This window comes from Ekhidna sp. ABH4_415, assembly GCF_056161305.1.
The window spans coordinates 219,861-240,211 of the sequence record NZ_JBSWYW010000005.1 but is presented as its reverse complement, the minus strand read 5'-3'; the positions used below and the strand labels follow the sequence as shown (position 1 = coordinate 240,211).

Here is a 20,351-nt window from a genome sequence, read left to right as displayed (position 1 = left end):
ATTTAAAATCGCTTTTTAAACCTGATATTATGAAATTCAATCAACTTAAACTTTCCTCTCTTGCACTTGCTGCAGCTCTACTAGTTTCTTCCTGTGGGGGAGGAAGCAGCAAAGAAGAGTCTTCATCAGATGCATCATCTGAGTTTGATGCAGCGAAGGAGCAAGTAGCCGCTGATGTGTCCAAAGTATTGAAAGACCTGCCTCCTCCATCTGAAGTGCCTTACCTTTTGATGAATGCGGGTGCTGAGTTCGATGCAAGCCTAATAAACTCAATTGAAAAAATGGAATCATACCAAGCCAGTGAGTCCAAGGCAGCACTTAATCTGGGAGTATATGCTACTGACATTGGCTACCTGGCGTCTTATGAAAAGTCTGAAATGGCACTTGATTACATGGGTGAATGTCAAAAGCTTGCAGCTCCAGTCGGAGTTGCTGAAGCTATCGACTATGGCATGATCTCCAGGTTTGAGTCAAACATGGAAAACAAAGACTCATTGGCCGTGATCATCAATGAAATTATGGAAAAATCTGGGGCACGATTGAGCGAATTGGACGAGCTAAACAGTGCTGCTCTACTTCTGGCTGGTAGCTGGATTGAAGGGGTTTATATCTCAACCAGCATCGTAAATAATTATCCGGATGATCTTCCGGAAGAATCCAGAACGTTGATCCTTGAGCCGCTTGTAAAAATTGTGATGGATCAGAAAACCTCTCTTAACGATCTGCTTAAGGTAATGAATGACGTGCCTGAAACAGAAGATGTTACCAGCATGAAAGCTGAACTTGAAAAAGTAAAAGCGATCTATGACGGTGAGTTGGCAGAAGTAGAAGAACAAATCGCCAACAACACGGGTGATTTCGTACTTCAGCCTAGCACATTGGATAATCTTTCAGCAGAGGTGAGCCGCATCAGGGGCACAATTGTTGAGTAAGTAATCGGATAAAAGACTGTGGAGCCGTCATGCAGAAGCTTGACGGCTTTTTTATTTTTAGATTGCGCGAATAACCTAACTTTAACATCACCAAAACCAACCTGACCACATGAGTGAAGAACTGCTGAAAGCAATCATCCGCCTTCTCGTAATAGTAGCAAAAGAAGAGGGAGAGGTTGATGAGACGGAGAAAGTCACTGTACGTGAATTCCTATACGAGAATGTCAGTCGTGACGATACCCGCCACTACCTGAAAATACTGGACGAATATGTCAACGAAATAGAGACCGGTAATGGCAAGGACGACCACAGCCAGATAAAGGAAATCACCACAAACATCAACAATGAGCTAACGCAACAGCAAAAACTTGTGGTGATGGTGCGCTTGATGGAGTTAATCATTGCTGATGAAAAAATCACAGAGCGAGAGGCGGAGCTCCTTTCACTAATTGGCAAGCAATTCAAGTTTGACGAAGACATTGTTGACGCCATCACGCATTTTGTAGTTAATAGGGACATTAATAATTATTCCAACCTGTATTCAATAGTTGTTTCTGGCGCCAATGATCCCGATCGTCCGAAGCAGATTTATCTGGAAGGACTAAAAGGACATATTGCTTTCTTCAAGCTTCCAAAAATTGAAACCTGCTTCTTTAAATATTATGGTGGAGACATCCTTAACCTCAATGGTTTAATGATTTCTCCAGGAAAGATCAAAGTCTTCTCCACAGGCAGCTCCATCAAAGGCAAGCGAACCGAACGTCTTTACTACAGTGATATCATCGCCATATTCAGAGATGATGTTTCTGAAACAAACGTATCATTTGTTGCTGAAAATATCTCCTACAAATTCAGCAATGGAAATATTGGTTTGGTCGACATCAACATAGCTGAACCAAGAGGGAAACTAGTGGCTATCATGGGGGGCAGTGGAGCTGGAAAATCTACACTTTTTAATGTTTTAAATGGTTCTTCTAAACCTGCCGGTGGGTCTGTACGCATAAACGGAATTGATATTTACGAAAACGCAAAAGAAGTAGAGGGCATCATTGGAAATGTTCCGCAGGATGATTTGCTCATTGAAGACCTTACCGTGTATCAAAACCTGTACTATGCGGCCAAGTTGTGCTTTGACAACACGGAAAAAAGTGTGTTGGATGACCTGGTTTCCAAAACACTTGACTCACTAGGTCTGACTGAGGCAAAAGATTTGAAAGTGGGAAACCCGCTGCAAAAAACAATCAGTGGGGGTCAGCGAAAAAGACTAAATATCGGCCTTGAACTTCTAAGGGAGCCCTCCGTGCTTTTTGTAGACGAACCTACGAGTGGCCTGTCTTCCCGGGATTCGGAAAATATCATGGACTTGCTAAAGGAGCTGTCCTTAAGAGGTAAAATGGTATTCGTAGTTATTCACCAGCCATCCTCTGAGATTTTCAAGATGTTTGACAAGCTGCTGATCCTCGATTCCGGAGGTCATCAGATTTATTATGGAAACCCGGTCAAGGCAGTCACCTATTTCAAAAACATCGTCGACATGATCGACAGGGATCAAAGTGCCTGTATTGAGTGTGGGAATGTAAATCCGGAGCAAATCTTCAATATCATTGAAATGAAAGTGGTGGATGAGTATGGTAGATTCACCAACAAGCGTAAGTACTCGCCTGAACAATGGCATGAGCAGTTTGTAAATAACATTGAAGTAGAGCCAGTCAAAGAGGAGGAAACCAAGCCCGAAAAATCGCTGGCCCTTCCGAACAAGCTGAAACAGGCAAAAATATTCTTGCAACGAGACGTGCTCGCCAAGATCAGTAACAGACAATATGTCTTGATCAACTTACTGGAGGCTCCAGCCCTGGCACTTCTACTGGCCCTGATTACAAAATATGCACCTCCAGGAGCAGAATACACTTTTTATAAAAACGAAAACATTCCGGTCTTCTTCTTTATGAGCATCATCGTAGCTCTTTTTATGGGGCTTACAGTAAGTGCTGAGGAGATTATAAAAGATCGGAAGATCTTGAAAAGAGAAGCCTTCCTTCACTTGAGTAAAGTCAGCTACTTATCGTCCAAAACATTTATTCTTTTTTGTCTTTCTGCTGTCCAGACACTTCTTTTTGTCATCGTTGGCTCCTTAATTCTGGAGATCCAGGGGATGACACTCTGGTATTGGATCATTTTGTTTTCGGTTTCATGCTTCGCTAATATTCTAGGTCTGAATATTTCCGCCGGATTCAACTCGGTCATCACTGTATACATTTTGATCCCATTGCTTATCATCCCGCAGCTTATACTTAGTGGTGTGGTAGTGAATTTTGATAAGTTAAATGAGTCCTTTGCCAACAGGGAAAAGGTGCCATTGATCGGAGAACTGATGGCTTCTCGTTGGGCCTATGAGGCACTGGCTGTATCTCAGTTTCGGGACAATCCTTCGAATAAAGATATTTATCCGCTCGACCGACAAGTGGCCATGAACACGTATAAATCCGTTTACTATACAGGCTACTTGCTGGAGGATTTACAATACTGCTACGAAAACAAAGATTTTAATGGCCGAGATCTGAAACTGAAAATCATTCAAAACGAATTACGAAAACAACTGAGGATTTTCGGAGAGGATAAATTGCCGGTAATTGATCAAATAACAGCTGAAGGATTAAGCGAAGAAGTTTATCAACAGACTACCGACTTTCTGAATACCCTTCAATCTCTTTTTAATTCTCGCAGGAAAAAGGCGAAAGATGAGCTAGACGCATTGATCGCTAAGCGCACAGACACTCCTGAGTTAGAAAGTCAGTTTTTGACCATGCGTGACAAGTATGAAAATGAGCGCATTGAGCTTATGGTAAAAAATATCCAGACTAAACGCAGGGTTGTTACTTCAGGAGATGAACTAGTTCAGCTTATTTATCCTGTTTATGCAAAAAATGAACACCCGGAACATGCGCTTGATTTCAGAACCAACTTCTACTATCCAGAAAAGTATTTCGCCGGGAATTACATTGATACAAAGATTTTCAATGTCATCATTATTTGGCTGATGACTGTCGTGCTCTTTATAGCCGTGTATTATGATTGGTTAAGAAAATTGTTGAGAACAGGGAATTAAAGTGAAAGTATTCAAATATTTTCTCCTGATACTTTTTACATCCTGTATTCAGGAATCAAACACACTTTCAGTTGAACAGATCCAGGTAGCGGTTGAGTATGCTAGCACGCATTTTCCCGAATACTGTAGTAGACAAGATGATAATGATGAGCATAATTCTATTCTTACCTCTTTTGTGGGCGATCATCAAAGCAGCTATATCTATGCATCGAGACGAAGATATGAACCTAGCATTCAGAATGAAGAAATAGACTTTCAATTCACATTTAACGACTATAAGCCCACGGACGCAATTAGTGAAATTATCATAAATGCCACAGACTATCATTTTACTATGATCAATGAAGCTCATTATTGTGGGGAACATCGTGTTTTCACCACAAGCCTATTAAAACCTCTTTGGGAAAAGGGATATCGCTACTTAGCATTAGAAGCACTGAGTTACTTCGATACATTGATGAATAATCGAACCTATGCGATAGATAGAACAGGTTATTATATTCAAGAAAGTGCTTTTGGAAATATGATTCGTGAAGCTCGAAGTTTGGGCTACCAGCTTATCCCATATGAAACTCAGTTTATGGGACAATCCTCCACTCATAGAGATTCAGTTCAAGCTGTAAATCTTATTTCACAAACCCTAAATAGGGATACTGTTGGAAAAGTGCTGGTTCATGTTGGCTATGGACATCTATTTGAAGAATTCGGCTCTACGTACAAGCCACTTGGATGGTGGGTCAAGAACAATACCGGACTTGATATTCTAACCATTGATCAAGTCAGAATGACGGATGCAAGTTTGCCGACAAAAATCCATCCATACTATTCTCATGCGTATCAATCTTATCCAATTAATACACCAGTTGTTTTTAAACACAACACGAATGGCTACCTGGTTGACCCTGTGCAGCAAGGAGGAATTGATTTGCAGGTATATCATCCACGTGTAGCCTTTATCAATGGCAGACCAAATTGGCTACAAAAAGAAGATGTCAATAATTATCCTTTGCCTGAAGACTTTCTTCCTTTTGAAGGGTACCATCTGTTTGTGCTCAAAAAAGGTGAGCCTATTGACGCTATCCCGGTGGATCAGTTTATTATAAGCATGGAAAAAAACCTGCTATTACCCGAAGGAGAATTTGATTCCTATGTTGTAGACTGTACTAACAAAGTGTTGGCTCAATTTCAGATGAGGGCCAATTAGTCAATCGGCACGTTCACATGTCGCTCTGCATGGTACGAAGATCTCACTAGTGGTCCGGACTCTACATATTTAAGTCCTCTCTTCAATCCCTCTTCTCTGAAGTGGTCGAATTTATCAGGGTGTACAAACTCAGCTACTTCGATATGTCTCTTTGTTGGCTGGAGATATTGACCAAGTGTCAAAATATGTAGGCCATGTTCAACCAGGTCATCCATCGCCTTATAAACCTCCTCATCCGTTTCTCCCAGCCCAAGCATGATACCAGATTTGGTTCTCTTTCCAGCCTCATTGGTCAGCTTGATTTGCTCAAGACTTCTGTAATATTTGGCTTGGGGTCGTACCCTTCTGTATAGGCTTTCTACTGTCTCCATATTATGAGAGACTACTTCCTGACCAGCTTCTATCATGCGATAGAGAGCGTCCCAGTTTCCTTTCACATCTGGAATCAACGTCTCAATCGTGGTTTCCGGAGATAGCTTTTTGGTTTCCACCACCGTCTGATACCAAATCTCTGCACCTCTGTCCTTCAGCTCATCTCTGTTCACTGAGGTAAGCACTGCATGCTTCACCCCCATCAGCTTGATCGCTTCCGCTACACGCTTTGGTTCTTCTTCATCATATTCCGGTGGTCGTCCCGTTGCTACAGCACAGAAGGTACAGCTTCGGGTACACACATTTCCCAGGATCATAAATGTGGCTGTTCCTTCTCCCCAGCATTCACCCATATTGGGACAGTTACCACTTTCACAAATGGTATGAAGTTTATGCTGATCCACCAGTTTGCGCACCTTGGCATAATTCTCCCCTACAGGAAGCTTCACTCGCAACCATTTAGGCTTTTTCTTTCTTTCCGGTTTTTCTACTACTGGTAAATCAATCATACGCTACTATTCAGATGTAAAAGTGCAAATCTAACAGGACTGAAGGAGATTCCTCTATTTTCGGGTCCCCCAGAATAATGTGAAGAAAACAGAAGTAAAAACAGATTTGTTCGGCTGGGTTGGGACTAGCTCAATTTCTTTCGTAAATGCCTCTGCCATGACACCAACTTCTATGCCCGCAACGTTGCTTCTATACGTCCCAAACTCGAAGAAAATGGATCCTTTGGTATGAAGGCCCATTTCAAGTTTAGCATCTCCCAACCCTTGAAAAAGTTTTCCTGGTCCGGCAATATTTTGGGGTGAGGGATGTCTGACCACACTAAAAGGTTCGTATTGCTGATCAGCACCTAAGACATAATAAGGTGAAACTAAGCCAAAAGTTGGACCGCCGGCTACTGCTGCACTGATTTGGACTCCCTGTTGGTTGGCTTTTTTGAACATGAGACGCTCCAAGCCATAATTAGTACGGATGGCATAGAGATAGTTTGATTTACCATAGATAAATCCTGCTCCACTTAAACCAATATATCTTGCTTCACTCGGGTGCTTAACGTTGGAAAGCTCGAGCCCAAAAGTGTGATAAACATTATTCCCTTTCTTTCTGCTATGACGCAATATCAAGCCCCCAATGAGTCCTCCATTTGTGTTTTTGTTGATCCCCCAGATCCACTCGGAGGTATACTCAAATTCCTCTCCTTCAAAGAGCTGTGCGCTTCCTAATAGTGGGGCTGAGAGAAATATGAATATAGCTAGCTTTTTCATGGGCGCTTAATCATAACAAAAATAATGCGCAAGTCCCTAAGGTTAATGAGCGTAATCATTAAGTTCAGAATAACTGATCCCCATGTGTGAAGAATGGAATACCGCCTTTCCATCCTTTACCAGGATCGCCTGTGGAGATTCATGCCTCACTCCATAGCGCTCCGCAATAGCATTTGATACGTCTCGATTAGAAATCAGGTCTAAAAAGTAGGGTTCAAAAGAGGCTTCCTCTGCATACGATCGCTCAAAGCGAGCTAATGACATGGCACTTATAGAACACCGGGTGCTATGCTTGAATAGAAGTACAGGCTTCTCTCTGGATTTCTTGTCTACTTCTTCCAGTTGATCAACGGATGTCAGGTTGGTCCACGGTACTTCTATCTTCTCTCCTTTCGAAAAAATCTTTGATAACATTTAATTTCTTGATTATTAGCCTATGTTAATTATTCCAGATCACACGCTCCTTCTTATCAAACTTCGGCTCCTTCTCTGGACTCTTAACACCTTTTGAGTTTTGACTGTTCCCATTTAGCCGAGTCCAGAAAATATTCCATTTCCTAAACATCTTTCTAACCTTAGGACTATTGAACTTCATAGCTATGTGATAGTTGCTGCTAGGGTGTTGATCTCCAATCCTGGGTCTGCTCCTCTTCATGTCCCCCTCCCATAACGATGACTCCTGATAATATTTAGCTTCTCCCCATTCTCTGGCATTTCCAAACCATCTTATTTTAGTACCCGTATAACGTGGACGAACCTTGAAGTCTACACCTCTGAAAGGTGAGCCAGCTGAGTAACGAGGCTTTACATTGTAGTCTTTTCCTCTGAAGGGCATCCCTTTCGAATACCTTGGATTCACATGATAATCCTTTCCCCTAAAGGGCATCCCCTGGGAATATCTAGGGTTGACATGATAATCTTTCCCTCTGAATGGCATTCCTTGAGAGTACCTCGGAGTAACCTTATAATCACGCCCTTTGAAAGGGCTTCCTGCAGAATAGCGTGGTGTAATCCGATAATCCTTTCCTCTGAACGGCATCCCCTGAGAATAGCGAGGAGTGACATTATAGTCTTTACCACGAAATGGCGATCCTTGTGAGTAACGAACATTTATTTTGTAATCTTTCTCTCTGAATGGATTAGACCTTGAGTACCTTGGCGTAACTTTATAATCCCGTCCCTTAAATGGACTACCTGCTGAATAGCGAATATTCACTTTGTAATCTTTTCCTCGGAAAGGATTAGCGGGTGAATACCTTGGCGCAACTATGTAATCGCGCCCTTTGAATGGACTCCCTGCTGAATAGCGGATATTCCTTTTATAATCACTTCCCCGGAAAGGATTGCCACCGGAATACCTGGGTGAGCTTTTGTATTTGCTTCCTCTGAAAGGGTTGCCAAAAGAATATCGAGGTGTGACTTTATAGTCTTTTCCTTTAAATGGGCTGCCGCCGGAGTATCTGGGTCGTGCGGAGTATCTTCTCTGACGATCCTTTGATGGTGAATACCTTGGAGAAGTGGATCCCGAAAGCTTGAATGGGGAAGAGGCACTGGAATATCTTGGAGATGTTCTATTATCTCCACGAGGTATTCCCTCACTGTTTTTTGGCTTTTTCTTGCTCCTGAAAAAAAGGAACCCCTTCCTTTCAACCTTCTTCGTCTTTAGTCTCCGATCAGAGTCTTCGATCAATTGAGCATCGGCGGTATACACCGCCGTGCCAATCAAAAATGCTATGATCAGAAACCTTTTCATCTAATGCCTATCACCCAAAGGTTAGTAATTTAGGTGATAATCTCAACGATTTGGTCGAAACGGTACCTATCAGCCAGCTTGCTAAATCTGTATCGGCTCTCCCTGAGCGTTGAGCACTTCAAACTCGGTGAGGGCTTTTGAACTGTCCTCCACCATGTTAACCCAACGAAAATATTTCAAAAACCATTTAACCCTTCTTGAAAAAATTCCGGCTGTAAAGTAGGTATACAGATACGGGTGTAATGCCACCGTTATTTTCTTCTCATTTTGCGATTCGAAGAAGTATTTAATGGTATTCTCCACCTGATCCGCTACCTGGATAGAAGCTGAGATTTTTCCTGTTCCGCTACAAGTTGGGCAAACCTCCTTGGTTGTAATGGAAAGTTCAGGACGCACACGCTGACGCGTGATTTCCATTAATCCGAACTTGGAAAGTGGCAGGATAGTATGTTTGGAACGATCGTCTTTCATGGCCTCCTTCATCTTAGCATAGAGCTTCTTCTTGTTCTCTATTTTCCGCATATCGATAAAGTCCACCACAATAATGCCGCCCATGTCTCTCAGCCTGAGCTGACGAGCAATCTCTTCTGCTGCATCCAGATTTACCTTAAGTGCCGTGTCTTCCTGGTTATCCTCCTTGTTGGATTTATTTCCACTGTTTACATCGATCACATGAAGTGCTTCCGTGTGCTCGATGATCAGATAACCCCCATTGAGCATACTTACAGATTGACCAAATGAGGTCTTCATCTGCTTTTCTACTCCGGTAGCTTCAAAAATCTTAGCTTTTCCTGTGTATTGTTTTAGAATCTTCTCCTTATCAGGAGCAATCCCCTTTACAAAAGTTTTGATTTCCTGATAAAGGTCTTTGTCATCTACCTGAATGCTATCAAAGCTTTCGTTTAATACATCGCGCAGTATAGAATTGGCGCGATTCATTTCACCTATTACCTTGTCTTTGGGCTTTGCCGTCCGGAGGGCTTTCATACCCTCATCCCATCGATCAACAAGGTTTCGAAGATCTGTGTCAAGCTCCTTCACATCCTTTCCCATTGCAACGGTACGAATGATCACACCAAATCCTTCTGGTTTGATGGAGCTAATCAGACGCTGCAAGCGCTTACGCTCGTTGGCATCTGTAATTTTTTTTGAAACATTTACCGTGTTTGAAAACGGCACCATTACCAGGTATCTACCTGCCAATGACAACTCGCATGAAAGTCGTGGGCCCTTCGTAGAAATAGGCTCCTTTACTACCTGCACTAAAATCTTCTGTCCCTTTGTAAGGACTTGGTTCATTTTCCCAAGCTTATTGATATCCGGCTCTCCTTTAAAACCTGCCAGCCTTGTGCTATTCAGTTTTTTTGCCAGTGTCAGCTTGGTGAACTTATTAAGTGATTGAACCTGTGGTCCCAGGTCCAGATAGTGTAAAAAGGCATCTTTTTCATATCCCAGATCAATGAAAGCAGCATTCAAACCCTGAACTACTTTCTTAACAGATCCAAGATAAATATCACCTACGTTGAAGGTTTGTCCTCCTCCGTCCTGATGAAATTCTACTAGCCTTTTATCCTTAAGTAAAGCAATACGACATCCCTCGCGAGTTGAGTTAATGACTAGTTCATTACTCATAGCGATTGATTATAGGTGCCGATTACTTTTTCTTATGTCTGTTTTTTCTAAGTCTCTTCTTTCTCTTGTGAGTAGAGATCTTATGTCTCTTTCTTTTTTTACCGCAAGGCATAGTTTCTAATTTTTAAAAGTTTTTAAAATGTTTTAAAGGCTATTCAGGTAATCATTCGCCATCATTTTGATGGCCGGAATGGAGTCCTGTGTCGCCATGATTTCCTCCAAAAGCAGGCGGGCCTGCAATTGTTGATTTATTTCCATCAATGAAACTGCGAGATAAAGCTTTGCTTCATGGTCTGCAGAATCCATCGATACAAGATTCTCAAAACGCTCCCTGGCTCGATCAAACTGACCACTTTGGATTGCAAGCAATCCCAGGTTCAAAATTGCTTGTCGGTTGGTCTCGTCTTCAACTAAAATTTCTCTTAGCATGTTTATCCCAGCCATGGGATTTTCAGAGACAACCAATGTCATGGCCAATCGGTTCTTCACTACCAGGTTCCCCGGATCTTTATCCATAAGGGCTTGTAAAATTTCTCTGGCTTTAAGTGCGTATTTCTTTGCTTGCTCTGGTCCAGCTGAACGTTCGTAAGCTGTGAAATAAATGTCTGCAACCTGTTCAGAAGGGCCTTCCGTCCACTCCTGAATCCTATCTGCATAACTCACCGCACTATCTACTACCCCGTAATCGAGATAGCGTCTCGCCAAAGAGTGCGCAAAGTTAGCTTTTTTATCAATATTATCTTCCTCCTCAACCAATCTTCTTAACTCATCGATCTGAGTTTCAACTTCTTGAGGCATTTCCATTGAGTGACTTTGCGAGTTTGTCACCTCCTGAAGCTGCTCATTTTCCACAACACTCCTTGGAAGTTGGAATAGAATAACCACCAAAGCGATGGCTCCAAGCACAAGAATTAACTGGGCTCTTGTCACTTGATTTTCGGGGAGTTTTTAATCTTCTCAACAAAAATTTTGGAAGGCTTGAATGACGGAATGTAGTGCTCGTCAATTACAATGGCGGTATTCTTGGAGATATTTCGTGCGATCTTCTTGGCTCGCTTCTTATTCACAAAGCTCCCGAATCCCCTCACGTAAACATTCTCTCCATTGGCCATGTTATTTTTTACAACTGTGAAGAACGCTTCTACTGAAGCCTGCACATCTGCTTTGTCAATTCCTGTCTTATCCGATATTTCGTTTATCACATCAGCTTTTGTCACAACTGTCTGGTTTATAGGTGGGTGTTAAAATTGGGAGGCCAAAATTAAATTTGCACCTTCACATAAAAAAAGGATTTCTAAATTATTAAGTCATCGAAGGGAAAACATTTGCCGAAAGGCTAATTAATTGGTATACAGAGAGAAAGCGAGATCTTCCCTGGCGAAATACAAAAGACCCGTACCCGGTCTGGTTGTCTGAAATCATCCTACAACAAACCCGGGTAGAGCAAGGAATGCCCTACTGGCAGAGATTTGTTGAAACCTACCCTTCCATTCAGGACCTGGCCGATGCTGCTGAAGAAAAAGTGTTGCGCCTCTGGCAGGGGCTAGGATACTATTCCAGAGCGAGAAATATGCATGCTACCGCCAAATATGTAGCCCATGAGCTTGGTGGAGAATTCCCTTCTACTTATTCAGAGATTTTAAAACTGAAAGGAATAGGGCCATATACTGCTGCTGCAATCTCTTCTATTTGTTTTGATGAACCACGACCGGTGGTGGATGGAAATGTGTTTCGTTTTGCTTCCAGGTATTTTGGGATCGAGGCAGATATTTCTAAAGCCTCAACCAGGAAAGTGTTTGAAAAAATCCTCTCCGAAGAAATTTCGAAAGGGCTCCCTGGAACATTCAACCAGGCAATGATGGAGTATGGAGCCACGGTCTGCGCCCCAAATCCTCGGTGCGAGGATTGTACTTTTCGATTAGACTGCTTTGCGTATCAGCATAAGAATCAAAAAGCTCTTCCTGTCAAAACAGGAAAAACCAAAGTCCGGGATCGTTACTTTCATTATGTCGTTTTTAAAAATCAGGACAGCTTTTTACTAAAAGAGCGGGTTGAGAAAGATGTGTGGGGCGGCTTATTTGATTTTTATCTGATTGAAGGGGCCACCAGTGAAGGTGAGGTGATGGAAGAAATTCAAAAAGCTTTCGGGATATCGAACCTGAATCTGGAAGAAATATCCGAACCATTTAAGCACATCCTCAGCCATCAAAAAATCCTCGCCACATTCTATACAGTTTCCATTTCTGAAGATGCTACAAAAACAGTCACCAAAAAGAGCTCACTCAAACAGTATTCCGCAGAGGAAGTGCTAAATTTGCCAAAACCCAAACTAATCGTAAATTACCTACAACGAATAGGTATCACTTAAATCATTAAGAATTATGTCCGGAGTAAATAAAGTAATCCTAGTTGGGCGTCTCGGTAAAGACCCTGAAGTTCGTCACCTTGAAAATGGAGCAACAGTAGCCAATTTTTCCATGGCAACTTCAGAATCATACAAAGACCGACAAACGGGTGAAAAAAGGGAACAAACCGAGTGGCATAACGTAGTGCTATGGAGAGGCCTGGCAGAGGTAGCAGAAAAATACGTGAAGAAGGGCGATATGATTTATGTGGAAGGAAAACTCCGTACCCGCTCCTGGGAAAAAGATGGTGTGACAAGATACACCACCGAAGTAGTGGGAGACAACATGACCATGCTTGGTGGTAGTGGCGGAGGTTCATCTCAGCAAGGAGGTGATTATCAGCAGAGCCAAAGCCAGCCGATGCAGGAGTCCGCACCATCGCAGGATATATCCAGTGATGCCACTGACGATCTGCCATTTTAAACAAACCTTATACTAGTTGGAACCATCTTTAGACGATCCATTCCCCTCGGTTTTATTGAGTATGATGGCAGACATGCCATTTTCATTCTACCTCATTAATGGGTTAGTGGTATTGGTGTTGCTTGGACTGTCCGGCCTGATCTCAGGTTCGGAGGTTGCATTCTTTTCTTTTACTCACAACCAGATCAAAGAGTTCAATGCATCTGTTGATGTAAGAGAGCAACGTATTAGTCAGTTGCTACACCATCCAAAAAGACTGTTGGCTACTATTCTGATCCTAAATAACCTGGTCAATATTTTCATTGTGACCATATCTACGTTTGCCACTTGGCAAATTGTAGGAGACGAAGGAAAGCAGGGACTTACCATTGTCATTCTTACTTCCTCAATCACTATCCTGATTATTTTCTTCGGAGAAATTATTCCTAAGGTCTATGCCAACCATAACGGGACCGCTTTTGCTAAGCTGACCTCAGGAATGCTCTTGCTTTCATACAAGATTTTCAAACCTATCTCATGGTTTCTGATGAGTATTACCGGATTAATAGAGCGACGGATGGAAAAGAAAGGGTACAACCTTTCAGTAGAAGAAATCAACCAAGCGCTAGAGATTTCGGTGGAAAAAGAAGAAGTGAGCGAAGAGGAGAAAGGGATCCTAAAGGGGATTGTAAATTTTGGTACGCTTTCAGTGAAACAGGTGATGAAAGCTCGGATGGATATCACAGCCATCGATATTGAAACGGACTTTCATGAACTCATGAACCAGATCAATAAGACCGGCTATTCCCGAATTCCGATCTTCACGGAAACGGTTGATAAAATTGAAGGCATTCTCTACATCAAAGACCTGCTTCCTCACATTGAACAAGAAGACGATTTCAAATGGCAGGAATTACTTCGCCCCGCATTCTTTGTTCCTGAGAGCAAAAAAATTGATGACCTCTTCAAAGACTTTCAGGAAAAGCAAGTGCATATCGCCGTGGTGATTGACGAGTATGGAGGAACTGCCGGACTCATCACCATGGAAGACGTGATTGAAGAAATTGTGGGGGAAATCAACGATGAGTTTGATGACGAAAGTGATGTGGCCTATAACAAGCTTGATAATCAAACATTCATTTTTGAAGGAAAGACCTCATTAAATGATTTTTGCAAGATTACCGATTCAGACATTGCCCTCTTTGATTCTGTTAAAGGAGAAAGCGAATCACTGGGTGGTTTAGTTTTAGAATTAAATACCAAGATGCCTAGTGCCGGAGAGAAAATTCGCTTTGGTCATTTTGTGTTTACTGTAGTGGCCGTAGACCAAAAAAGAATCAAACGTCTGCGTGTCTATATCAACTCTGATAAAAGTAACGTTGCAGGGTTTGAAGATTAGTCTCAGCTTTGCCGACATGAAATATCTCCTTCTTTTGTTTGCTTTTTTGTTTATCGCTTGCGGGAGCGACTACCTGCCTAAACCAAAAGGATACAACCGAATTGATCTGCCGGAAGCATCTTACCAACCTACTCCAGACACCTTACCCTACTTCTTCGAGTATTCAAAACATGCAAAGCTACTTCGCGACTCCAGTTGGATCACCGAGCGGTATTGGATCAATCTACTCTACCCGGAAATGGGAGCAGCGATTCAGATCACCTATAAGCCTGTTACCGATTCGATCATCCGTGAGTATCTGAGCGACTCATATAAGCTTACTTCTCAGCATAATGTTAAGGCTTATGCGATTGAGGAGAGCATCATTGAACTACCCAGTGGTCTTATTGCTTCCTTTACCGAGCTGGAAGGAGAGGTGCCCACCCAGGCTCAATTCCATATTACCGATAAGGACAGCACAGATCATTTTTTACGAGGCGCCTTGTATTTCAGAACAGCCACTAAAAATGACTCGCTTGCTCCCGTCATAGACTATTTGAAGCAAGATATGATCCATCTCCTGATGAGTTTAAAATGGCAGGGTAAGTAAAATTTAGTTGCGAAAAACGGAGGTATAAGCCAATGAAAATTTGGCACCATTAATTCTTTAGGATTATTTGTTTGGTTTGGCAGCTTAGTATATATTGCGACGTTGCGTAAAGTACCCTTTTACAAAAAATACTAATTATGAGGAGAATTAATAACATTTTATCGCTTGCCCTAATTGCAAGCATCACGCTATTTTCATGTTCTGATGAACAAGATCCTATCACCGAAGACTTAAGTGTTTCTGCTGAGGTAATTGCTCAAATTGCAGCACTAGGTTTCGATGTAGAAAACTTCGTTCCCACCAAATTTGAAAATGGTTATCTGGTAGAAAGAGATATTTATCTCACCGACCAAACCATTGCAGAAATGGGTAAAGGAACAGCCCTTCCAATCGCTGAGCAATACAGCACCAACGAGTTGGTATGTGCTGGCGGAGGGAGAGTAATTACAATGTACGCTGAAGAAGGTGGTAGAAAAGGATATAGCCCAGGGATGATTGCTGGACTTGATCTGGCTATCGCTCGATACAATGCAGAAAACCTTTTGATCTCTTTTCAGAGAACGTCTAACAAGAACCAAGCAGATATCGTAATGACTCGCCTTAGAAAAGGTGATGAGCGAAGAGGAGTTCTAGGGTCTGCAGGCTTCCCGTCTAACTGTGATCCATATGGAGAAATTAAAATGAGTGGCATACTTGAGTCTTCTTATGGGCTGAGTACTGAAGGTATTGCTACGATCATCGCTCATGAAATGGGGCACTGCATCGGATTCCGTCACACAGACTTCTTCGATAGAAGTATTTCTTGTGGAGGAAGCACTTCAAATGAGGGCACTGCTGGTGTTGGTGCAAACCATATCCCTGGTACTCCTACTGGAGCTACTCTTTCAGCAAAATCTTTCATGCTTGCTTGCACCGATGGTGGCGATCGTCCGTTCAACAACGATGACGTAACTGCACTAAACTATCTGTACTAAATAAAAAATAAGAGCTAGGGTATTACGCGGAAGGGAGCCATAATGGCTCCCTTTTTTTGTTCTTCCTATCAGTATTTTATACCACTTTTAATTAAAAACACAATCAATTGTATCCCTTTATTAATTTTTTTACATTACAAAATGATTAAAACACCCAATTAATCAAAACCCTAATATTATGAAGAGAATTAATAACATTTTAGCATTGGCATTGATTGTGTCGCTATTTTCCTGTTCTGAACAGGATCCTGTTGCCGAAGACTTTTCGGTTTCTGATGAAGTAATAGCACAAATCGCCGACCTTGGTTTCGATGTGCACAGTTTCGCGCCAACTCAGTTTGAAGACGGATATCTGGTAGAAGGAGATATCTATCTCACGGATTATGACCTGACCAATATGAGCCCTGCTAAATCGCTGGCTACTGTAGAACAGTACAGCACCAATGAGCTGGTATGCGCAGGTGGCGGTCGTGTGATCACCATCTATATGGACGAAGGATCCTCCGATGGTGGTGGTGGTGGAGGTGGCGGAGGTGGTCCGCCCCCGGGAAAAGGCCCAAACAAAACATCGTCATCAGCATCTTTCCCATCAACGTATGGAGCTGCTCTTGATGAAGCCATTTCCAGATACAACGCTGAAAATCTTTTATTGACTTTCCAAAGAACAAACACTTCTTCTGGTGCTGACATAGTTTTCTCAAGGTTAAGCAAAAGAGATGAAAGAAGGGGTGTGCTTGGGTCAGCCGGGTTCCCTAACAACTGTGACCCTTACGGTCAAATTAAAATGAGTGGCGTGCTTGAAAGCAACTACGGACTTTCTGTAAATGGCATTGCTACCATCATGGCTCATGAAATCGGTCACTGCATTGGTTTCCGTCACACAGACTATTTCGACAGAAGTATTTCGTGTGGCAGTGGTGGTGATGAAGGGGCTGGATCCATTGGAGCAAACCACATACCTGGCACTCCAACTGGAGCTTCCCTCGCCAAAAAATCATGGATGCTTGCTTGTACTGATGGGGGCAACCGCCCTTTCAACAGTGATGACAAGACTGCACTGGATTACTTATACTAAAATTATTACCTAAGGGTGTTGAAGAAGGGAGTCTACATCGGCTCCCTTTTTTTATTCTCGAAGTATATTAGCCTCATGCACCCATTCTTTGATCGATCCATCGAGTACCTGAAGGGGGTTGGTCCCCAGCGGGCCGAGACGCTCAACAAAGAATTACAAATATTCACCTTCGGAGATCTCCTTCAGCATTACCCTTTTCGTCACGAAGACCGAAGCAAATTCTACCAAATCAAAGAACTGCAACCAGACCTACCATATGTTCAGATCATTGGTGAGTTCAAGTCTTTCAAAACGATTGGTATGGGTCGGAAAGCACGCTTGGTTGGAACATTCGCTGACGAAACGGGCACCATCGAGATGGTTTGGTTCAAGGGCATCCAGTGGATTCAAAAAAGTCTGACCATCGGTGTGAAATATGTGGCTTTTGGAAAGGCTACAATCTTTAATGGTAAATTCAACATCGCCCACCCGGAAGTAGAAGTGCTGACAGAAAAGAATGCCACGGGCGGATATCTTATCCCCTTTTACCACACCACCGAAAAAATGAAAAAGAAGGGGCTGGATAGTAAGTTCCTGACCAAAGTGATGAAAGTGCTTTTGGTGGAGGCCGTGAACCACATTTCGGAAACCTTGCCGGACCACCTGCTAAGGCAGTTCAAATTGATGGACAAGAAAACGGCGGTAGTTGCCATGCATTTTCCCCGCAATGCGCAACAACTCTCCATCGCTCAAAATCGAATGAAATTCGAGGAGCTGTTTTTTGTGCAGCTTCGACTGATCAAACTGAAAATTGCCCGAACAGAAAAATACAAAGGAGTCATTCTCAATAAAAGCGACCTTCTCAATGAGTTTTATGAAAAGCATATGCCCTTCGAATTAACAGGTGCACAAAAGCGCGTGGTGAAAGAAATTTATGCGGACTTCCGTTCCGGTCAGCAAATGAACCGCCTGGTGCAAGGAGATGTGGGAAGTGGAAAGACCATGGTCGCTTTTCTGTCTATGCTCATTGCTATTGGTTCCGGTTTTCAATGCGCCTTCATGGCACCTACAGAAATACTGGCCGAACAACATTTTAAAGGATTGCAGGAATGGACCAAGCCGCTGGGCATTCATATGGCTCGGTTGACTGGCTCTACACCAAAGTCCGAACGCAAGCTTATTCATGAAGGACTTATGTCAGGCGTCATTACCGTTTTGGTAGGAACCCATGCACTTCTTGAAGACAAAGTAAAGTTTACAAATTTAGGACTTGCAGTCATTGATGAGCAGCATCGATTTGGAGTCGCTCAGCGAGCCAAACTTTGGACTAAAACAAAAGACACCTATCCTCATGTGCTTGTGATGACAGCAACACCCATTCCACGAACATTGGCGATGACACTCTACGGTGATCTGGATATTTCAGTCATAGACGAGCTGCCGGCAGGAAGGAAGCCCATCAAAACGATGCACTACCGAGACAATAAGCGACTCGAGATGTTTGGGTTTGTGGAAAAGGAAATTGAGAAGGGAAGGCAGGCCTATATTGTATTTCCGCTTATTGAGGAATCAGCTACCCTTGATTACAAGGATTTGATGGATGGATATGAAAGCGTGACACGCCGATTCCCAAATTATCAGATTTCCATCGTGCATGGACGCATGAAGGCGGAGGACAAAGAATGGGAAATGCAGCGCTTTGTGAAAGGAGAAACCAAAATCATGGTTGCAACTACTGTGATCGAAGTGGGCGTAAATGTTCCCAATGCCACCATCATGGTGATTGAAAATGCAGAGCGATTCGGACTGTCTCAACTGCATCAGCTTCGGGGACGGGTTGGTCGGGGTGGCGATCAAAGCTATTGCATCCTGATGACGGGATTGAAGCTGAGTACTGAAGGGCGCACCCGGCTGAAAACCATGGTTGACGCGACCGATGGATTCAAAATTGCAGAGGTAGATCTTGCACTGCGTGGACCCGGAGATTTGATGGGCACGCGTCAGAGTGGGGTTTTGGATTTATTAGTTTCTGACCTGGTGAAAGACGGAGAAATCCTGAAGGTGGCTCGAATAGCAGCACAGGATATGCTAAAGGCAGATCCAAACCTTCAAAAACCAGAGCATCGAATGATTAAATCGCACATTGACTCATTTAGTAAAAATGCCGTTAATTGGGGTAGAATTAGCTAGATATGAAAATTAAAATCAACTCAAATACTACCATTGGATTGCTTGCTACTTTGGTGAGCTTGGGAACTCTTTTTGTTCTGATTTACCAGTCAAAACTGATGCGAGAACACGAGGAAAGAAGTGCCGTACCCAAGCTTGAATTGTGGAATGACTTAAGTAATAATAATTATGCATTATCCATAATTAACAGAGGTCTTGGGCCAGCCATTATTGAAAAAGTTACGGTTCATCATCAAGATATTACGTACGATATGGACGCCATGCAATTTGTTTATCAATATACCGATTCACTTTCAACCAACCAATCCTCAGTTAGTGGCTCTAGTTTATATGAAGGAGTCATTGTTTCCGAAGGACAGAAAGTAGTTTTAATACGGTCAATGGACACATCAAGTGCAACGCTCCTGAAGAGACTTTTTTATGTTGGAGACACCAAAGAAGCCAAGTTGGTTGTTCACTATTCATCCATTTATGGAAAGGTTTGGGAGCTGAATGGTACCGGAGACTTGCCAAATGTGATTGAAGATTACGAGCCAAAGGTTTTTAATGAACTATTTAAAGACTGATTGTCGTAACTTGTGTATATCCTTCAAACAAGTGATAGCACATGAAATCCCAATACATCAAACTCCTCAAAAAGCAGATCAGCAAACTGGAAGAAGATACTTTTGATCTGGAAGCCTGGAAAACCAGTGCAATCACAGTCCTTGAACGTATTTTTGGAGAAGATGACCCGCGAGCGAAACAAATTGAGAACTTAAAAATTGACTACAGCAGTTGGGCCTTGCGTGACTCAAGTTCTAAGTATAAGCCTGTCGAAACCGCCAAACTCAAGGGTAAAGAAGTCCTAAATACAGCCATCGATGAAATCGAAATTTTTGGTGTTCCGGAGAATCATGCGGTAGAAGTTTTAGGAAGTGATTTTGTAAAAAAAATGCAAAATATGTCTGATTCAGAGCGAAAGAAATATTTTGGTGGAATGAAGAAAGAAGAATTGGTGGATTTACTTATGAAGTTGACTTCTTAGCCATTCCCTTTAAGGTTTGTCCCCTTGAGGGGACTACAGGG

19 protein-coding genes are annotated in these 20,351 nt (G+C 42.6%); 12 read left to right on the top strand and 7 right to left on the bottom strand.

Annotated elements, in window-relative coordinates; all coding sequences use genetic code 11:
- The first annotated feature begins 29 nt into the window (after positions 1-29).
- The 3 genes from ACXAH9_RS10345 to ACXAH9_RS10335 all read left to right on the top strand — a co-directional run bounded on the left by ACXAH9_RS10345 (position 30) and on the right by ACXAH9_RS10335 (position 5,242).
- Positions 30-932, top strand: coding sequence for a hypothetical protein (locus ACXAH9_RS10345; protein WP_474894784.1), 903 nt, complete (start codon positions 30-32; stop codon positions 930-932).
- Positions 933-1,041: 109 nt separating this feature from the next.
- Positions 1,042-4,038, top strand: a complete 2,997-nt coding sequence (locus ACXAH9_RS10340; protein ID WP_474894783.1) for an ATP-binding cassette domain-containing protein — start codon at positions 1,042-1,044, stop codon at positions 4,036-4,038.
- 1 nt (position 4,039) lies between these two features.
- Entirely contained in the window at positions 4,040-5,242 is a 1,203-nt protein-coding gene (locus ACXAH9_RS10335) for a hypothetical protein (protein ID WP_474894782.1), read from the top strand.
- Here the strand turns inward: ACXAH9_RS10335 and lipA are convergent.
- From lipA to ACXAH9_RS10300, 7 genes are all read right to left on the bottom strand, one after another.
- Entirely contained in the window at positions 5,239-6,123 is an 885-nt protein-coding gene (gene lipA / locus ACXAH9_RS10330) for a lipoyl synthase (protein ID WP_474894781.1), read from the bottom strand. The two genes, ACXAH9_RS10335 and lipA, sit on opposite strands and share 4 nt — an antisense overlap.
- A gap of 54 nt (positions 6,124-6,177) precedes the next feature.
- A complete protein-coding gene (locus tag ACXAH9_RS10325; protein WP_474894780.1) occupies positions 6,178-6,885 on the bottom strand; it encodes a hypothetical protein in 708 nt (235 codons plus the stop codon).
- Between the two features lie 42 nt (positions 6,886-6,927).
- The gene (gene ytxJ, locus ACXAH9_RS10320; RefSeq protein WP_474894779.1) at positions 6,928-7,299 is read right to left on the bottom strand and encodes a bacillithiol system redox-active protein YtxJ; all 372 of its coding nucleotides are present in this window, start codon (positions 7,297-7,299) and stop codon (positions 6,928-6,930) included.
- Between the two features lie 25 nt (positions 7,300-7,324).
- Positions 7,325-8,638 (bottom strand): hypothetical protein, encoded by a 1,314-nt coding sequence (locus tag ACXAH9_RS10315; RefSeq protein WP_474894778.1) that lies wholly within the window; start codon positions 8,636-8,638, stop codon positions 7,325-7,327.
- A gap of 81 nt (positions 8,639-8,719) precedes the next feature.
- A complete protein-coding gene (locus ACXAH9_RS10310) occupies positions 8,720-10,270 on the bottom strand; it encodes an Rne/Rng family ribonuclease (protein ID WP_349566125.1) in 1,551 nt (516 codons plus the stop codon).
- Between the two features lie 144 nt (positions 10,271-10,414).
- Positions 10,415-11,200, bottom strand: a complete 786-nt coding sequence (locus ACXAH9_RS10305; protein WP_474894777.1) for a tetratricopeptide repeat protein — start codon at positions 11,198-11,200, stop codon at positions 10,415-10,417.
- Entirely contained in the window at positions 11,197-11,487 is a 291-nt protein-coding gene (locus tag ACXAH9_RS10300) for an HU family DNA-binding protein (RefSeq protein ID WP_089355061.1), read from the bottom strand. The genes ACXAH9_RS10305 and ACXAH9_RS10300 overlap by 4 nt, the downstream gene beginning before the upstream one ends.
- 92 nt (positions 11,488-11,579) lie before the next feature.
- Here ACXAH9_RS10300 and mutY point away from each other — a divergent pair, with 92 nt between their 5' ends.
- The 9 genes from mutY (at position 11,580) to ACXAH9_RS10255 (ending at position 20,310) form a co-directional block, all read left to right on the top strand.
- Complete coding sequence (gene mutY, locus ACXAH9_RS10295) at positions 11,580-12,638, top strand: A/G-specific adenine glycosylase (protein ID WP_474894949.1); 1,059 nt, start codon at positions 11,580-11,582, stop codon at positions 12,636-12,638.
- 13 nt (positions 12,639-12,651) lie between these two features.
- Positions 12,652-13,098, top strand: coding sequence for a single-stranded DNA-binding protein (locus tag ACXAH9_RS10290; RefSeq protein ID WP_474894776.1), 447 nt, complete (start codon positions 12,652-12,654; stop codon positions 13,096-13,098).
- Between the two features lie 61 nt (positions 13,099-13,159).
- Positions 13,160-14,476, top strand: a complete 1,317-nt coding sequence (gene gldE, locus ACXAH9_RS10285) for a gliding motility-associated protein GldE (protein ID WP_474894948.1) — start codon at positions 13,160-13,162, stop codon at positions 14,474-14,476.
- 16 nt (positions 14,477-14,492) lie between these two features.
- Entirely contained in the window at positions 14,493-15,065 is a 573-nt protein-coding gene (gldD, locus tag ACXAH9_RS10280) for a gliding motility lipoprotein GldD (protein ID WP_474894775.1), read from the top strand.
- Between the two features lie 137 nt (positions 15,066-15,202).
- Entirely contained in the window at positions 15,203-16,039 is an 837-nt protein-coding gene (locus tag ACXAH9_RS10275; protein ID WP_474894774.1) for a M57 family metalloprotease, read from the top strand.
- Positions 16,040-16,217: 178 nt separating this feature from the next.
- Positions 16,218-17,114 (top strand): M57 family metalloprotease, encoded by an 897-nt coding sequence (locus ACXAH9_RS10270; RefSeq protein WP_474894773.1) that lies wholly within the window; start codon positions 16,218-16,220, stop codon positions 17,112-17,114.
- Between the two features lie 75 nt (positions 17,115-17,189).
- Positions 17,190-19,283 (top strand): ATP-dependent DNA helicase RecG, encoded by a 2,094-nt coding sequence (gene recG, locus ACXAH9_RS10265; RefSeq protein ID WP_474894772.1) that lies wholly within the window; start codon positions 17,190-17,192, stop codon positions 19,281-19,283.
- Between the two features lie 2 nt (positions 19,284-19,285).
- Positions 19,286-19,849 carry a hypothetical protein gene (locus ACXAH9_RS10260; RefSeq protein ID WP_474894771.1) on the top strand — a complete coding sequence of 188 codons (564 nt, stop codon included), beginning with the start codon at positions 19,286-19,288 and terminating at the stop codon, positions 19,847-19,849.
- Positions 19,850-19,890: 41 nt separating this feature from the next.
- Positions 19,891-20,310: a hypothetical protein gene (locus ACXAH9_RS10255; RefSeq protein ID WP_474894770.1), complete on the top strand. Its 420-nt coding sequence runs from the start codon at positions 19,891-19,893 to the stop codon at positions 20,308-20,310.
- Positions 20,311-20,351: the final 41 nt, after the last annotated feature.

What these genes read in the sequence shown, in the direction of transcription:
- ACXAH9_RS10345 (WP_474894784.1), top strand. Translation starts at nt 30, where the DNA reads ATGAAATTCAATCAACTTAAACTTTCCTCTCTTGCACTTGCTGCAGCT.
- ACXAH9_RS10340 (WP_474894783.1), top strand. Translation starts at nt 1,042, where the DNA reads ATGAGTGAAGAACTGCTGAAAGCAATCATCCGCCTTCTCGTAATAGTA.
- lipA (WP_474894781.1), bottom strand. Translation starts at nt 6,123, where the DNA reads ATGATTGATTTACCAGTAGTAGAAAAACCGGAAAGAAAGAAAAAGCCT.
- ACXAH9_RS10325 (WP_474894780.1), bottom strand. Translation starts at nt 6,885, where the DNA reads ATGAAAAAGCTAGCTATATTCATATTTCTCTCAGCCCCACTATTAGGA.
- ytxJ (WP_474894779.1), bottom strand. Translation starts at nt 7,299, where the DNA reads ATGTTATCAAAGATTTTTTCGAAAGGAGAGAAGATAGAAGTACCGTGG.
- ACXAH9_RS10315 (WP_474894778.1), bottom strand. Translation starts at nt 8,638, where the DNA reads ATGAAAAGGTTTCTGATCATAGCATTTTTGATTGGCACGGCGGTGTAT.
- ACXAH9_RS10310 (WP_349566125.1), bottom strand. Translation starts at nt 10,270, where the DNA reads ATGAGTAATGAACTAGTCATTAACTCAACTCGCGAGGGATGTCGTATT.
- ACXAH9_RS10290 (WP_474894776.1), top strand. Translation starts at nt 12,652, where the DNA reads ATGTCCGGAGTAAATAAAGTAATCCTAGTTGGGCGTCTCGGTAAAGAC.
- gldE (WP_474894948.1), top strand. Translation starts at nt 13,160, where the DNA reads ATGATGGCAGACATGCCATTTTCATTCTACCTCATTAATGGGTTAGTG.
- gldD (WP_474894775.1), top strand. Translation starts at nt 14,493, where the DNA reads ATGAAATATCTCCTTCTTTTGTTTGCTTTTTTGTTTATCGCTTGCGGG.
- ACXAH9_RS10275 (WP_474894774.1), top strand. Translation starts at nt 15,203, where the DNA reads ATGAGGAGAATTAATAACATTTTATCGCTTGCCCTAATTGCAAGCATC.
- ACXAH9_RS10270 (WP_474894773.1), top strand. Translation starts at nt 16,218, where the DNA reads ATGAAGAGAATTAATAACATTTTAGCATTGGCATTGATTGTGTCGCTA.
- recG (WP_474894772.1), top strand. Translation starts at nt 17,190, where the DNA reads ATGCACCCATTCTTTGATCGATCCATCGAGTACCTGAAGGGGGTTGGT.
- ACXAH9_RS10260 (WP_474894771.1), top strand. Translation starts at nt 19,286, where the DNA reads ATGAAAATTAAAATCAACTCAAATACTACCATTGGATTGCTTGCTACT.
- ACXAH9_RS10255 (WP_474894770.1), top strand. Translation starts at nt 19,891, where the DNA reads ATGAAATCCCAATACATCAAACTCCTCAAAAAGCAGATCAGCAAACTG.